13 protein-coding genes and 1 tRNA gene are annotated in these 15,578 nt (G+C 69.6%); 7 read left to right on the top strand and 7 right to left on the bottom strand.

Features of this window, described 5'->3' with window-relative positions:
- Positions 1-11: 11 nt before the first annotated feature.
- The 3 genes from LO762_RS25325 to LO762_RS25315 form a co-directional block, all read right to left on the bottom strand.
- Complete coding sequence (locus LO762_RS25325) at positions 12-1,556, bottom strand: hypothetical protein (protein ID WP_230618518.1); 1,545 nt, start codon at positions 1,554-1,556, stop codon at positions 12-14.
- Entirely contained in the window at positions 1,553-3,094 is a 1,542-nt protein-coding gene (locus LO762_RS25320) for an aspartate aminotransferase family protein (RefSeq protein ID WP_230618517.1), read from the bottom strand. Before LO762_RS25320 ends, LO762_RS25325 begins: the two co-directional genes overlap by 4 nt.
- A gap of 893 nt (positions 3,095-3,987) precedes the next feature.
- Positions 3,988-4,070, bottom strand: a tRNA-Leu gene (locus tag LO762_RS25315).
- A 129-nt stretch (positions 4,071-4,199) separates the two neighbouring features.
- Between LO762_RS25315 and LO762_RS25310 the strand changes: the two genes are divergently transcribed.
- From LO762_RS25310 to pknB, 6 genes are all read left to right on the top strand, one after another.
- Positions 4,200-4,937 (top strand): DUF3662 and FHA domain-containing protein, encoded by a 738-nt coding sequence (locus LO762_RS25310; protein ID WP_230618516.1) that lies wholly within the window; start codon positions 4,200-4,202, stop codon positions 4,935-4,937.
- 9 nt (positions 4,938-4,946) lie between these two features.
- Positions 4,947-5,510 carry an FHA domain-containing protein gene (locus LO762_RS25305; protein WP_230618515.1) on the top strand — a complete coding sequence of 188 codons (564 nt, stop codon included), beginning with the start codon at positions 4,947-4,949 and terminating at the stop codon, positions 5,508-5,510.
- Positions 5,507-7,138: a Stp1/IreP family PP2C-type Ser/Thr phosphatase gene (locus LO762_RS33200; RefSeq protein ID WP_304523705.1), complete on the top strand. Its 1,632-nt coding sequence runs from the start codon at positions 5,507-5,509 to the stop codon at positions 7,136-7,138. The genes LO762_RS25305 and LO762_RS33200 overlap by 4 nt, the downstream gene beginning before the upstream one ends.
- 31 nt (positions 7,139-7,169) lie before the next feature.
- Positions 7,170-8,711, top strand: coding sequence for an FtsW/RodA/SpoVE family cell cycle protein (locus tag LO762_RS25295; protein ID WP_230618514.1), 1,542 nt, complete (start codon positions 7,170-7,172; stop codon positions 8,709-8,711).
- Entirely contained in the window at positions 8,708-10,255 is a 1,548-nt protein-coding gene (locus tag LO762_RS25290; protein WP_230618513.1) for a penicillin-binding transpeptidase domain-containing protein, read from the top strand. The genes LO762_RS25295 and LO762_RS25290 overlap by 4 nt, the downstream gene beginning before the upstream one ends.
- 187 nt (positions 10,256-10,442) lie before the next feature.
- Positions 10,443-12,398, top strand: coding sequence for a Stk1 family PASTA domain-containing Ser/Thr kinase (gene pknB / locus LO762_RS25285; protein ID WP_230618512.1), 1,956 nt, complete (start codon positions 10,443-10,445; stop codon positions 12,396-12,398).
- A gap of 193 nt (positions 12,399-12,591) precedes the next feature.
- Here pknB and LO762_RS25280 read toward each other — a convergent pair whose 3' ends face one another.
- From LO762_RS25280 to LO762_RS25270, 3 genes are read right to left on the bottom strand one after another with little or no spacing between them, the layout of a single operon-like run.
- Entirely contained in the window at positions 12,592-13,188 is a 597-nt protein-coding gene (locus tag LO762_RS25280) for an aminodeoxychorismate/anthranilate synthase component II (RefSeq protein ID WP_230618511.1), read from the bottom strand.
- Entirely contained in the window at positions 13,185-13,355 is a 171-nt protein-coding gene (locus tag LO762_RS25275) for a hypothetical protein (protein ID WP_230618510.1), read from the bottom strand. The genes LO762_RS25280 and LO762_RS25275 overlap by 4 nt, the downstream gene beginning before the upstream one ends.
- On the bottom strand, positions 13,355-13,999 hold the full coding sequence (locus LO762_RS25270; RefSeq protein ID WP_230618509.1) for a class E sortase: 645 nt from the start codon (positions 13,997-13,999) through the stop codon (positions 13,355-13,357). Before LO762_RS25270 ends, LO762_RS25275 begins: the two co-directional genes overlap by 1 nt.
- A 120-nt stretch (positions 14,000-14,119) precedes the next feature.
- Between LO762_RS25270 and LO762_RS25265 the strand changes: the two genes are divergently transcribed.
- The gene (locus LO762_RS25265; RefSeq protein ID WP_230618732.1) at positions 14,120-14,383 is read left to right on the top strand and encodes a cell division protein CrgA; all 264 of its coding nucleotides are present in this window, start codon (positions 14,120-14,122) and stop codon (positions 14,381-14,383) included.
- Between the two features lie 345 nt (positions 14,384-14,728).
- Here LO762_RS25265 and LO762_RS33695 read toward each other — a convergent pair whose 3' ends face one another.
- Positions 14,729-15,577 (bottom strand): rhomboid family intramembrane serine protease, encoded by an 849-nt coding sequence (locus LO762_RS33695; protein ID WP_230618508.1) that lies wholly within the window; start codon positions 15,575-15,577, stop codon positions 14,729-14,731.
- Position 15,578 lies beyond the last annotated feature (1 nt).

Here is a 15,578-nt window from a genome sequence, read left to right as displayed (position 1 = left end):
CGGGGGTGCGGTCACATGCGGTCGCGGACGAGCGGGACCTTGCCGACCGAGGTCCGCTCGATCTCCACCGAGCCGCGCGGCACGAACGCCAGCCGGAAGTCGTATCCGGAGCGCTCGATCGTCTCGGGGGTGGCCTCGCGGTCGTTGAACAGCGAGAGCGACCGGGGCAGCGCGGCCGCGAACAGGCCGCGCCAGCCGCCGGGGCCGAGCGCGGACTCGGCCTTCTCCGCGAGCCGCTCGGCGTCGTCGGCGGCCACCAGCAGGACGAGCGCCTTACCGCTGCGGTGGTTGACGAACTGGACGTCCAGGGCCGTCTGGTCGAGGTCGATGCCCGTGACCCGCAGCAGTTCGGCCCGCAGCGCCGCCTGCGCGAGCACCGCCGAGTACTGGCTGTCGCCCAGGTGCAACACGTCGCCGCTGCGTCCGGCGAACTCGAACCGCCCGGTCTTCAGCTTCGGCTCGTCCAGCGGCGTCCGGCGCACCATCCGGTCGCCGAGCTTGAGCCGCAGCAGCGGCGCCTCGTGCGCGTGCAGGCGGGTGACGACGAGTTCGCCCTCCTCCCCTTCGGCGACCGCCCTGCCGTCCTCGTCCACGATCTCGACGAGGTGCAGGCCGGGGACGGAGGCGAGTTCGGGCCGCGTGTGGTCGAGCTGCAGTCCGATGCATTCGGCCTGGGTCGCGGCGAAGTAGCTGAGGATCGACACGTTCGGGTAGACCTCACGCAGCTCGTCCCGTTTGCGCTGCGGGAGCAGGCCGCTCCCGTACATCGCGACCCGGAAGGACTCGCGCGCGGCCGGGGGCATGTCCGCGCCCAGCTCGCTGAGGATCCCGATGCCCGCCGAGATGCCCATCAGCGCCTTCGGGCCGGGGTAGGAGAACATGTGCGCCAGCACCGGCGCGCTGACCGGCCCCGCCCCGATGTAGTTGACGCCCGGCACCTGCGCGAGGACACCGCCGACCATCGTCCCGCTGCTCCACATCTGGTAGTCGGCCAGCGTGGTGTACAGCCAGCGCGGCCCGGCCCCGCCCAGGTAGCGGCTGAGCTGGTAGGTGCCCATGAACGCGCCGGAGATCCGGTAGGTGTCCTGGAGCTCCCGCAGCGAGTAGACGATCTCCAGCGGCTGCCCGTCGCTGGTGCCGCCGCTCGCGACGACCTCGAACCCGCCGTGCTCGATCGGCACGACCATGCCCGCGCGCGCCCCCATGAACATGTCGCGCTGCACGATCTTGTCCGACAGCGGGATCCGCTCCCACTCGGCCAGGTCGGCGGGCGCCCCGGTGACGCCGAAGTAGCGCAGCCGCTCCCGCCACAGCGGGTTCAACAGCACGGTGTTCACCATCTGCTGGAGCCGGCGCAGCACCAGCGCGTCCTGGACGCGGTGCGGCAGCTCGCAGTAGGGCGCGCCGGCGAGGCGGGCGCACTCGCTGAGCTTCCCGGCGAACGACGGCAGCGCGGCGACCTGCGCGACCGAGCGCGGCCGCAGCTCGTGCTCGGGGATCAGCCGCGCGGCGAGGTCCGCGGCGGCCCGTCCGGTGCCCGTCAGGGTGGTGGTCATGAGCGACTCCCGTCGGCGTGGTCGGCGGTGCGGTCGGCGCGGGCGCGCTCGCGCAGCACCCGCTGTCCGGTCGTTCTGATCTCGCTGATGAGCAGGGCCAGGTGTCCGGCGTCGATCCGGTGGTTCATCAGCACGACGCGCAGTGCGGCGACGCCGTCGAGGTCCACCTTGGAGATGAAGAAGCGGCCGTCGGCGCGGACCCGGTTGCGGATCTGGAGCTGGAGCGCGTGCAGCTCGGCCGGGTCGAAGCCCTCGGGGTCGTACCGGAAGCACAGGATGTTCGCCTCGGGCTCGTGCAGGACGGTGAAGTCCGGCTCGGCCGCGAGCAGCCGGTGCGCCTGCCGGGTGAGGTCGCACAGGTGGTCGATCTTCCGCGCGAACAGCGCGGGCCCGTAGACCGACCAGAGCGTCCAGAGCGGCATGATCATCGGCCGTTTGGTGCATTCGAGGTTCTTGTCGCCGCTGTCGAACGCGCTGTAGACGTCCGGCTCCTCGTCGAACACGTAGCTGGCGTGCTGCCGGAACGCGCCGCGCGCCGCGTCGCCGTCCCGGTAGAACAGCAGCGTGCAGGGGGCCGGCACGAACAGCATCTTGTGCGCGTCCCAGGTCAGCGAGTCGGCTTCGGCGATGCCGCGCAGCCTGTCCCGGTGCCGCTCGGACACCAGCAGGCTGGCGCCGTGCGCGCCGTCCACGTGCAGCCAGATGCCGCGCGGCCGGGTCAGCGCGGCGAGCTCGTCGAGCGGGTCGAACGCGCCCATCGAGGTGGTCCCGGCCGACGCGACCAGGCAGAACACCCGCAGCCCGGCGCGCGCGGCGGCGTCCAGGACGGGCCCGGCCGCGTCGGGGCGGATGCGGCCGTGCCCGTCGACGGGCAGCCGGACGATCTGCTGTTCGCCGATGCCCAGCACCCCGGCCGCCCGGTTGACGCTGTAGTGCGCCTCCTCGCTGATCGCGATGGCCGGACGGCCCTCCGCCTCCGCGACGCCCTCCGCGACGCCGCCCGCCCAGACGCCGGGGAAGGCGCGGTTCCGGGCGGCGAGGAGGGCGGTGAGGTTGGCCATCGAGCCGCCCGAGGTGGTGACCATCGCGAACGTCTCGGGGTCCCAGCCGATGAGCCGGTTGAGCTCGTCGGCCATGAGCCGTTCGGCGACGTTCGGGAGCTGGCCCGCCTCGTAGAAGGAGGACGGCTGGTTGGTCACCGAGCTGACGAGGTCCATCAGCCCGGCCAGCGGCACCACGCCGGAGAACTGGCGGCCCATGTAGCCGGGGGAGTGCACGTGGATGCCGGTGTTGAGGTACAGGTCGATGATCTGGGCGAGCCTGTCCTCGTCGAAGTCGGCGATCCGTTCGCGTTCGGTGGTCATCAGCTCGCGGGCGGCCTTCAGCAGCACCGCGGGCTCCATCAGGTCGAGCCCCTTGATCTCGGGGTCGTCCAGGTACCGGCGCAGTCTCAGGGTGCTCTGCTCGGCGGCCCGGTGGAAGTGCAGGGAGTCGAAGACCGCGAACAGGTCGTCGGCATTCCGTTCCGCTCCGTTCACCGAATTATCGGCGGCATTTTGAGTCCTGGCGAGCGAACCCGTCACAGGTGGAGACCTCCCTTGTGATCACGTTCCAGAGAATTTCCGAACCGTCGGCATCGTAGGCACCGGGAGGGCTATTCCGACATCTCCGAGACCACCTGAGGACTCGCCGGTCAAATAGGCGGACCGTAAATAATCACCGCGTGATGGTGTGGTGTTGTGGATTAATTACGACAATCCAGACACGCAGGGACGAAGGGCGGGAGCGAGCTGGACACCGGGGGAAGTTCACACCAGGGTGCCGTCCTTTTCGGCTCGCCACCCCTCGGACACCCGTCCGCGACCAGCACCGGCAGGTCATTACCCAACCCCCCGGGCACGTGTTAAGGGGCAGTGGAAAAGATTCCGATTCGATCGTCCCGCGACCACCCCCGAAAGAAGTTGTGAAAAGCCTCTCCCGACAGACACCGAGGATCAGATCGTCAACCGGGTACCACTTCGGGCTGAATAAGCGCCGCACCCGATCCCCCACAAAAAGATGTGACGCGCACCGAACCCCGCGGCGCTGTTTCACATCCCCCACCGCACCACCGCTCGCCCCCCGGACACTCCACACAAAAGCGAATCGCCACCCACCCCCGCCGGACCGGGCGTCCCCCGCCGACGCCCCCGCCCCCGACCGCACGGGTCTCCGCCGCGCCCGTGCCCGACTCGACCCCAGCACCTTTACCAAAGCGTTACAGTATGTTCCATGAGTGTGCCGGGAACCCTGTCGGAGGCGCGAGCCACCCGCGCGCGGCGGCGCGGCCCACACCGCCCCGCTGTCCGCAAACGCGGAAAGGGCCCCGACGCATCCTGCGTCGGGGCCCCTTCCACACGTGGTGGGCAGGACTTTCGTCGCTGCCCCAGGGTGGGCGAGGAGGGATTTGAACCCTCACACCCTTTCGGGCACACGGACCTGAACCGTGCGCGTCTGCCGTTCCGCCACTCGCCCCTGCGACTGGCCGCTCTCGGCGGCGCTTGAAAAGATTAGCACGGCACAAAGGGTGGTTTGGAAACGACGGCGGGCCGCGAACCACCGCACGGATACGATCGTCTGACGAGCAGGGAGAGGAGGTGCCCGGTGGGCGTCCTACAACGCTTCGAACGTCGACTTGAGGGCATGGTCGAGGGTGCCTTCGCGCGCGCGTTCAAGGCGGAGCTTCAGCCGGTCGAGGTGGCCAGCGCGGTACAGCGGGAGATGGACGAGCGCGCCGCCATCGTGGCCCAGGGCAGGACCCTGGTGCCCAACGACTTCGTGGTGGAGATCTCGCACCCCGACGGCCAGCGCCTTGAGGTCTACGCCGACAGCCTGAGCCAGGAGCTGGCGAACCTCGCGCGCGAGTACGCGAAGGAACAGGGCTTCTCCTTCGTGGGCCCGGTCCGGGTGCGCTTCGAGCCGGCCGGCGACCTCAGCACCGGCATGTTCCGCATCAGGTCCGGCGTCGTGCGCGGCTCCACGATCGAGAACAACGAGATCCGCCAGCCGCCGAGCAACCATCCGCAGCGCGGCGGCGCCTTCCCCGGCCGTCCCCGCCTCGACGTCACCACCGGCGACGGCGCGCGCCAGTCCTATGAGATAGCCACGCCGGTGACCCTCCTCGGCCGTGGGACGGACTGCGATCTGCGCCTCGTCGACCCGGGAGTGTCCCGGCATCACGCCGAGATCCGCGTAGAAGGTCCCGAAATCGTGCTCGTGGATCTAGGGTCTACCAACGGCAGTTTTGTGAACGGCCAGCCGATACGTCGGGTCTCCCTGATCGACGGCACCCGGATCACGATCGGCCGGACCAACCTCGTGTTCCGCCGCGACCGGGAGTAGCACCCCTCGATGACCCCGATCACCCTGACGCTCATCAAGATCGCGTTCCTCGCGGTGCTGTGGCTGTTCGTCATCGCCGCGGTGGGCGTGATCCGTGCCGATCTGTTCGGTTCGCGGGCGGCCGAGCGCGCCGCGAACCGCCCCCCCAGACCCGCCCGCCAGACCGCACAGGAGCGGGCAGGGCGGCAGCAGCAGCGTCAGACCGCCCCTCCGCAGCCGGGGCCCGCACCCGCTCCCGCGCACTCGGGGCAGACGCCGCAGCCGCACCAGGGCCGTGCCGAACAGGCGGTCCTGGTGGTCACCGAGGGCCCGCTCACCGGTACCACGATCGACCTGGCCGCCTCAGGCCCGGTCACCATCGGCCGGGCCCCCGACTCCACGCTCGTGGTGTCGGACGACTACGCGTCGAGCCGGCACGCCAGGATCCACGCGCAGGACGGCGGGTGGATCCTGGAGGACCTGAACTCGACTAACGGCACCTACCTGGGCCGGTCGAAGGTGACCCGGCCCGTCCAACTCCCTGTCGGCGTCCCGGTGCGTATCGGCAAGACGGTAATCGAGCTGCGCAAATGAACACTCCACGTATCGGCATTCGCTACGCCGCCCGCTCGGACGTCGGGATGCTCCGCGAGGGCAACGAGGACTCGGGGTACGCCGGGCCCCGCCTCCTGGCCGTCGCCGACGGCATGGGCGGCCATGTGGGCGGCGAGATCGCCAGCGCCGCCGCGATCGAGACGCTCCGCAAGCTGGACGCCGACGTCCCCGCCGAGCAGCTTCTCGGCGCGCTGGAACGCGCCGTCAGGGAGGCCAACGACAGGCTGCACAAGGCCGTCGAGGGTGATCCGTCGCTCCAGGGCATGGGCACCACCCTGACGGCGATGCTCTGGTCGGGCCAGCAGGTCGCCCTCGCGCACATCGGCGACTCCCGCGCCTACCTGCTGCGCAACGGCGAGCTGTTCCAGATCACGCACGACCACACACTCGTCCAGTCCCTCGTGGACGAGGGCCGGATCAGCCTCGACGAGGCGGCCACCCATCCGCAGCGCTCCCTGCTCCTGCGCGCGCTGGACGGCCGCAACGAGGTCGAGCCCGACCTGTCCCTGCGCGAGGCGCAGATCGGCGACCGCTACCTCCTGTGTTCGGACGGCCTGTCGGGCGTCGTGTCGGCTGACACGATCCACCAGGTGCTCACCACGCAGGACGAGCCGGGCAACGCGATCCGGCAGCTCATCGACCTCGCCAACCGGGGCGGCGGCCCCGACAACATCACCTGCGTCATCGCCGACGTGGTGGACCTCGACGCGGCGGCCCCGCCCGCCGAACGTCCGGCCCGGGTCGGCGCGGCCGCCAACAAGGCGCAGGAGACGGCGCAGGATCCGCGCCCCGCCGACACCCCCGCCCAGCGCGCGGCCGACCTCCGCGACACGCTCCCGCAGCCCGCGCTGATGATGAACGGCGGCGACTACGTGCCGCCGCCCTCCCCCGCCCCCGCCGCGGCGCCCCCGCCCTACCAGCACGGCGCCCCCCCGCCCGCGGGCCCGCCCCCGCAGCTCCCCCCGACGGCCCCCCAGCCCGCGCGCGGCCGCAAGCGTCCGCGTAAGGCGGTGCTGCTGCTCGGCGCGGCCGGTGTCGCGGGCCTGCTCGTGATCGGCGCCGCGTTCTTCGGCTACCGGGCCCTGAACAGCGGCTACTACCTGCGCGCCGAAGGCGGCCAGGTGGTCGTGTACGAGGGCAGCAGCGACGGCCTGCTCGGCTTCGACCTGTCGTCCAGGGCCGCGCCCGGTGTGCAGCCCAAGCCCGCGCTCGCGGTCGGCGACCTCACCAAGTCGGCGCAGAGCCAGGTCCGGGCCAAGTCGATCAGCGCGGACTCGACGGGCGGCATCAAGACCGCGATCGATCGGCTGCGCGAGCAGGTCTGCCAGTTCGGCCTCGCCGTCGAGGAGGGCGTCCTGGTCATCGTCCAGGGCAAGGACCAGCCCGACTGCACCGTCAAGCAGATCACCGAGAACCCCGCCGACACCGCCCCCGACGCCACGCTCCCCGCCCCCGAGGCGAAGTTCCTGAACGTCCGTGACGTGCAGGCCGCCGAGGGCCAGAGGTTCGGCACCCTGGACGAGGCCGTCGCCCGGCTCACCGAGCTGGACGGCCAGGCCAGGGGCTGCCAGGCCAACCCGAACGGGGCAGGATGCCCCGGAAAGTGACAACGCGGGCGAGGAAGGGACTTCACCGCTCATGAGCGAGGCAGCTACTCCGACGGCGGGGCGCACCCGTCTCGGGGCATCCCTCGGGCTGCTCATCTTCGCGATCATCGTCGCCGTCTCGGCCTTCGCCCAGGTGGGCCTCGTCCGTGACGGCAGCCTCCCGACCGGCATGTTCGGCTACGGCCTCGCCATCACGGTGCTCGCGGGCGTCGCGTTCTTCGTGATGCGCAGGTTCACCCCGTACGCGGATCCGGTGCTGCTGCCGCTGGCGATGCTGTTGAACGGCCTCGGCCTGGCGATGATCTACCGCATCGACCAGACTACGCTCCTCACGTTCGCGGAGGACAAGGCGCGGTTCGAGGCGACCAACCCGGGTAAGAAGTTCGTCCCGTTCGGCGCGGGCGCCAACGTCTTCGGCCAGCTCCTGTGGACGGTCCTGTCGATCGCGCTGTTCATCACGGCGCTGATCGTGCTGAAGGAGATCAAGGTCCTTCAGCGGTACCACTACAGCCTCGGCCTGGCCGGGCTCGTCCTGCTGATCGCGCCGATCTTCTTCCCGGGCATCAACGGCTCGAAGATCTGGATCACGATCGGCTCGTTCTCAGTGCAGCCGTCCGAGTTCTGCAAGTTCGCGTTCATCGCCTTCTTCGCCGCCTATCTAGTGAAAAAACGATCAGCGCTCTCGCTGGTGAGCCGCAAGATCGGCCCGCTGGAGCTGCCGCGCTCGCGCGACCTCATGCCGATCCTCGCCTTCTGGGTCATCGCGCTCATGATCATGGCGGTGGAGAACGACTTCGGCACCGCGCTCCTGTTCTTCGGCCTGTTCGTCTCGATGGTCTACATCGCGACGGGCAAGGTCTCCTGGGTCGTCATCGGCCTCGGCATGTTCCTCGGCGGCGCGTTCCTGCTGTACCTGACCGCCAGCACCATCGGCGGCCCGATGGAGCACATCAACCAGCGCGTCGAGATCTGGCTGAACCCCGAGCCGTTCTTCGGCAACGGCTGCTCCAAGGGCGGCGAGATCTTCAACGCGGTGAACGACCCCGACGGCTACAAGCAGTGCCTCGCCGACGGCGGCAAGTTCTCCAACAGCGAACAGCTCATGAAGGGCCTGTTCGCGCTCGCCCAGGGCGGCGTGCTCGGCACCGGCCTCGGCCAGGGCCAGCCGTACCTCAACGACCTCGCCTTCTCCGACGAGATCTTCACCTCGTTCGGCGAGGAGATCGGCCTGACCGGCCTCATGGCCATCCTGCTGGTCTACGTCCTCCTGGTCGAGCGCGGCTTCAAGATCGCGATCGCCACCAAGGACGAGTTCTCCAAGCTCTTCGCGGGCGGCATCTCGTTCGTGTTCGCGCTCCAGGTCTTCGCGATCTGCGGCGGCGTCACCAAACTCGTGCCGTTCACCGGTCTGACCACACCGTTCCTCACCCAGGGCGGATCGTCACTGCTGGCCAACTGGATCCTCATCGCGATCCTGCTGCGGCTCAGCCACGAGGCGCGCAAGCCAGCGCCGGTCGCGATCCAGGACGAGGGGATGACGCAGATCGTCAATCTGAGGGGGGCGAACCAGTGAGCGCCGACGAGCAGCGCGGCAGCGAGGCCGGGTCGCGCAACATGAACAAGGAGCTGAAGCGGGTCGGCCTCGTCGGCCTCGCCATGATCGGCCTCGTCGCGGTGAACACCAACTGGATCCAGGCCAGCCAGGCCGACGACCTGCGGATACACAAGCTCAACAACCGTCCCCTCCAGGGCGTCTCGCTGCGGTTCCGCGGCGAGATCATCTCCGCGGACGGCGTGAAGCTCGCGTTCTCCGAACCGCTCAGCCCCGGCGACCCGAAGACCAAGTACCAGCGCCGCTACACCAAGAACGGCGAGGCGTTCCTCCCGGTCACCGGCTTCTTCTCCGGCACCATGCAGAAGTCCGGCCTGGAACTGTCGTACAACTCGCTGCTGGACGGCCTCGACCCGCGCCAGACGACGGACTCCTGGATCGGCATGCTCACCGGCGCGAAACCGCTCGGCGGCAGCGTCTACACGACGATCGACTCCAAGGCGCAGATCCGGGCGTTCCAGGCGCTCAGTAACCAGCCGACCGCGCGCCGCGGCGCCGCCGTCGTGATCGACATGAAGACCGGCGCGATCAAGGTGGCGGCGAGCTTCCCCGCGTTCAACCCGAACGAGGTCGCCGACATCAAGAACCCGGGCGACGACCAGAAGCGCCTCAACGAGCTCAACAAGGCGCCGAACGCCCCGCTCGTGGACAAGGCGTACTCCGAGCTGTTCCCGCCCGGCTCGTCGTTCAAGACGATCGTCGCGGCCGCCTTCCTGTCCAAGGAGGGCAACACCAAGGACAGCATCGTCCCGGCGCCCTTCACCGTCTCGACGAGCGGCCCGGACATCGGCAACAGCCACAACGACAACATCTGCGGGGTGCCGAACGGCTCCCCGCTGATCGGCACGTTCGCCCAGTCCTGCAACACCACCTACGCGCTGCTGGGCGTGGACAACTCGATCGCCGGGAACAACGCGGTGAAGACCCAGGCGGAGAAGTTCGGCTTCTACAAGCGCATCCCGATCGAGCCCGACCTGTCCGCCCCCGCTTCGGAGTACCCGCACGGCGACGTCGACCGCGACGAGATCCTCCGCGGCAGCTTCGGCCAGGGCGAGACCAAGGCGACCGTCCTGCAGATGGCGATGGTCGGCGCGGCGATCGCCAACGGCGGCGAGATGATGAAGCCGTACCTGGTCGAGAAGGCCGTCGGCAGGGTCGAGGACGACAACGGCAAGCCCAAGGAGACGGGCAAGATCCACGAGGCCGAGCAGGAGGCCCTGGGCAAGCCGATCTCCAAGAGCGTCGCCGAGCAGTTCCAGGACATGATGCGCGAGGTCGTCACCACCGGTACGGCGACAGTGCTGAACGGACGTAACATCGCGGGCAAGACGGGTACCACGGAACTGACCGCCGGACGCGGTGGCGCCTGGTTCGTCGGGTTCGCCCCGGCGGACAAGCCCAAGTACGGGTTCGCGGTGTTCGTCGAGGGCAGCGACAAGCTCTTCGGCGCCAGCACCGCCGGACCCATCGCCGCGGACATCATCGACGCCCTGGGGAAGCAGTGAGTCCCATCACATCGCCACGCGGGACCCAAACCGGCCCCATGGCCGCAGAAGCGCCCGGTCACAGGCCGGACGCGACGGTAACGATTATCACACCTTCTTCCCTCGCCGAACCTAATCCCGGGAGCACTACCCCTCGGGCGCTAGGTTCGGGTAACAAGGTTTGACCCGGATCGAAGGACTGGAAGAGATGACACAGCCTCGGCTGCTCGGTGGCCGTTACGAGCTCGGTGGGGTCATCGGGCGCGGCGGCATGGCCGAGGTCTTCCGTGCCCGCGACCTGCGCCTAGACCGGACCGTCGCGATCAAGACGCTCCGCACCGACCTCGCCAGGGACGCCACGTTCCAGGCGCGGTTCCGGCGCGAGGCGCAGTCCGCGGCGTCGCTGAACCACCCGTCGATCATCGCGGTGTACGACACCGGCGAGGACGACTTCAACGGCCAGCCGATCCCGTACATCGTGATGGAGTTCGTCGAGGGCCACACGCTGCGCGAGCTGATCCGGCCCGAGGGCGGGCAGGAGCGGCGGCTGCGGCCGGAGCGGGCGCTGGAGATCGTCGACGGCATCCTGCGCGCCCTCGACTACTCGCACCGTGGCGGCATCATCCACCGCGACATCAAGCCCGCCAACGTCATGCTCACCCGCTCGCACGAGGTGAAGGTGATGGACTTCGGCATCGCCCGCGCGATGTCGGACTCGGCGGCGACGATGACCGCGACGGCCCAGGTGATCGGCACCGCCCAGTACCTGTCGCCCGAGCAGGCGCGCGGCGAGCGCGTCGACGCCCGCAGCGACCTGTACTCGACCGGCTGTGTGCTGTACGAACTGCTCACCGGACGTCCCCCGTTCCAGGGCGACTCGCCGGTGGCGATCGCCTACCAGCACGTCCGCGAGGAGCCGATCCCGCCGTCCCAGCTCGACCCGGACATCCCCCAGTGGGCGGACCGGATCGTGCTGAAGGCGATGACCAAGGACCCGGCGCACCGCTACCAGTCGGCGTCGGAGTTCCGCGCGGACATCCAGCGGGCGATGCAGGGCGTCCAGGTGGCGTCGCAGTCCACGTCCACGATGGTGATCCCGCCTGCGGGCACCCAGGTGATGGGGGCCGCAGGCGCGACCCGCGTCCAGCCGCCCGTGGGCCCCGCGACGTACGCGGGCCAGGGCTACGACGATCTGCCTCCGGTCCGGTACGACGACACCCAGTACGGGCGTTCGCCGGGCCGTCCCGGCGGCGGCCCGTCCGGCCGTGACGACGAGGACGAGCAGCCCGGCAAGAAGGCGCAGAACCTCGCGCTGTGGGTGCTGCTCGGTGTGGTGATCGTCGGCCTGTTCGCCGGTCTCGCCGCCTGGATCACCAGCGGCGGCGGCGACGGTGACAAGGCGGGCACCGTCGAGATCACGAACGTCGCCGGCATGTCGGGCGACGACGCGAAGGCGAAGCTGGAAGAGCTGGGCTTCAAGGTCACCGTCACCCCGCAGGCCAGCGACACGGTCGACAAGGGCCTGGCGATCGCCACCGACCCGAAGGCGGGCGAGGAGGTCGCCGAGGGCTCGGCCGTCGAGCTGTTCGTCTCCTCCGGCCAGCAGGACGTGACGATCCCGGCGGGCCTGGTCGGCCAGCAGATCGCGGACGTCCGCCGCAAACTCCAGGACGAACTCGGCCTCGTCGTGCGGGAGCGATTCGAGACCACCGAGTCCCAGGCGGCGGGCACGGTCCTGAAGACCAACCCGAGCGCGGGCAAGAAGGTCAAGCCGGGCTCCACGGTGACCGTCACGGTCGCCAAGGCCCCGGAGGCCATCACCCTGTCTGACCTGACGAACATGACCCAGGTCGAGGCTCAGGGCGAGCTGGAGAGGCTGGGGCTGCGCGCCAGGTTCGTGGAGATCTCGCCCGAGGGCGACATCGACCCGGGCCACGTGATCAGGACCAACCCCGAGGCGGGCGCGACGGTCAAGAAGGACCAGTTGGTCACGGTCTACGTCGCGAAGGCCATCGAGGTCCCGCCGACCGACCCGAACCAGCCCGACCCGAACCAGCCCACCGACCCCAACCTGCCGACCGACCCGAACCAGCCGGGTGACGGCGGCGACGGCCAGCGCAACGACGCGCTGGACAAGCTGACCAGCCTGTTCAGGCGGGACTGACACGGCGCAGCACAGGAGCCCCGGACCTCAGGGTCCGGGGCTCCTCGCGTTTGGTACGGGGCGCCCGCGCGGGCTCCCCGGAAACACAAATGAGGGCTTCCGCCACTCGGGGGCGATGGCGGAAGCCCTCATTCGTCTCATCGGTTCTGGGGAGGCGTGTGTTACACGTTCTTCGCATCTTGTGGAAAGAAGTTCATCCCGGCCGTCCGGGGAGCCTCGCCAGCCACGTCCGTACCATCGTGTGGCCGTGCTCGCTGAGGATGGATTCGGGGTGGAACTGGACGCCCTCGACCGGCGCCGTCCGGTGCCGCAGGCCCATCACGACGCCGTCGCCGGTCCAGGCGGTGATCTCCAGCTCGTCCGGGACGGTCTCGGGGTCCACGGCTAGGGAGTGGTAGCGGGTCGCCTTGAACGGGGAGGGCAGGCCCGCGAAGACACCCGCGCCGCAGTGGTGGATGTCGCTGGTGTACCCGTGGACGACGTCGGGGGCGTGCCCCACCTTCGCGCCGTACACATGCGCGAGGGCCTGCATGCCGAGGCAGACCCCGAGGACGGGCCGCCGGGTCGTCTCGGCCGCGCGCAGCAGGTCGAGGCAGACCCCGGTGTCGGCGGGGTGGCCGGGGCCCGGGCTGATGAGGATTCCGTCCACGGTGTCGGCGAGGCCGGGCGGGGTCTCCGCGCGCTCCCGCACCACACAGTCCGCGCCGAGCTCCAGGAGCACCTGGACGAGGTTGTAGACGAAGCTGTCGCGGTTGTCCACAACGAGCACGCGGGGCGGTCCGGCTTTCACGGCGCGCCCTCGTGGAGGGTGCTCTTGTCGAACGCGAGCTGGGTCTCCAGCCAGGGGAAGACCCAGAACCAGAGGGCGGCGACCGCGACCAGCACAAGCCCGAGCGCGACGGCCGCCTTGGCCGCCGGGTGCCGGACGGGCAGGCGCCGCCAGATCCACAGGTACATCAGGCGTCCTTCCGCTGCTCGACGACCCTGGGCAGCTTCTCGGCGAGCTTCCCGAAGACGATGAGCCGCTGCGCCGCCGAGTACTTCGGATGGCACGTCGTCAGCGTGATCAGCCGCTCCCTGGGCTTGCGGCCCGGCTTCATCGGGACGGGCTCGGCGACGTCCACCCGGTCCGGCGTCACGATCTTGAGGCTCGTCACCTCGTAGACGTACTGGGTGTCCCGGGTGTCGATAAGGATCTCGTCACCCTTGCGCAGCTCGCCCACCCGGTTGAACGGCGCCGAGTACGTGGTGCGGTGCCCGGACACGACGAAGTTGCCGAGACCGCCGGGCGGGGCCGTCTCCGGGTAGTGGCCCGGGCCGCGCCGCAGGTCGGCGACGCTGACGCCCTCCACGATGACGAACCGGTACTTCTTCCCGAACTTCGGGATCCGGATCATCGCGACGCCGTCACCCAGCCTCACCTTCTCGGTGGTGACCTTCGGGGGTTCGGCCCACGCCTCGGTGAGTTCGCGGTGCAGGTCGTCCTGCGCGCCCCGGGTGTACTGCCCGGTGCCCCACAGCGTGTAACAGGCGAACAGGATCACCGCGACGCCGAAGGTGAGGAACAGCTCCCCGAGCCCCTTGATCAGACCGCGGATCATGCCCGTCAACCTACCAGCGCCCGAGGCCGGGGCTCGGGCGCTGTATGCACCGTCGGCGGGCGACTAGACTTTGCCGCACTGGATTCTGTGCGGTACGCCGACCGTGTACCGCTGGAGGAGATACCCGTGGCCAAGTCCAAGACCCGTAAGAAGGCCGTCTACACCCCGCCCGTGCGGGCTGAGAAGGCCGCCGTCTCACCCCGGTGGCTCGTGCCCGTGATGCTCGGCGCCTGGCTGATCGGCCTGGGCTGGATCGCCACCTACTACGTGGCGGCGAGCACCGGTTCCACCGTCCCGCTCATCTCCGACCTGGGCAACTGGAACCTGGGCATCGGCTTCGCCCTGATCATCGTGGGCGTCGTCCTCTCCACAAAGTGGCGCTGACCCCTACCCACTCCCCTCCTTCCCCAATCCACGACTTTATCCACACCCCTGTGGATAACCCCCAGTCCTGTGGATAACTTCCGCGAACCCTGTGGATAACCACTCCATAGGGTCTCTTCGCATGCCCACCGGCTGGCCATCGGAAGAGGTCTTCGGCTGGCCCGCGAAGGGAAGCCCGCCTCGGGGGCGGGAGAGCACGGGCCGTCAAAAAGCAGCGCCAGCGGGCACTGCGGGAAAGAAGCGCGCGCGAGGACCGCCGTCGGCGCTCTCGGCCTCCCCGCGACGGGCACCACGGCTTCCCCGCGGACCTGAGCGGCGGTGTCGGCGGCCCGGCCCGGCGAGGGGTCAGGGGAAGGTGTTGGTTCGGGTGAGGATGGCGAGGAGGAAGAAGGCGAGGAGGGCGGCGGTGTAGGTGGCCTGGATGAGGGTTTGGTGGGCTCGGGGGGCGTAGACGAAGACGGCGGCGGTGACGGCGCCCGTGATGAGGCCGCCCAGGTGGCCCTGCCAGCTGATGTTCAGGCCCGGCAGGAACGTGAAGACGAGGTTCAGGACGATGATGAAGGCGATCGGGCGGATGTCGAGGTTCAGCCGCCGCGAGAGGACGAAGATCGCGCCGAACAGGCCGTAGATCGCGCCCGAGGCACCGGCCGTAAGCGAGTTCACCGGCGAGGCCCAGTAGACGAGGACCGCGCCACCCAGCGCGCTCAACCCGTACAGGGCGGCGAACCGCAGCCGCCCCAGCCACAGTTCGAGCGGCGTGCCGACCACCCACAGCGCCCACATGTTCAGCACCAGATGGGCGATGCCGTAGTGCAGGAACGCCGACGTGATCAGCCGGTAGTACTCGCCGTTGACGGCGACGCCCGGCGGCCACATGCCGAACTCGTTCTTGATCCGGCCGCCGTCGTCCGTGCCGTACTCCAGCAGGAACAGCGCGACGTTCACGCCGATCAGGATCATCGTGAGCAGCGGGCGCGTCGCGACCTGGCCGCCGAACCTGCCGGTGGCCTGCCGGACGTCGCGGTTGCCCTCGCGGACACACTCGGGGCACTGGAACCCGACGGCGGCCTCGACCATGCACTCGGGGCAGATCGACCGGTCGCAGCGGGTGCAGCGGACATACGTCTCCCGACCGGGGTGCCGGTAGCAGGTCGGCACCCCGGTGTGGTCGGGAGCGGGAGGAACGTCGGTCACG

Source organism: Actinocorallia sp. API 0066, assembly GCF_020991275.1.
Taxonomy (GTDB): Bacteria; Actinomycetota; Actinomycetes; order Streptosporangiales; family Streptosporangiaceae; genus Actinocorallia.
Note: the sequence above shows the minus strand (reverse complement) of the source record. Positions and strands in the feature narration are given on the sequence as shown.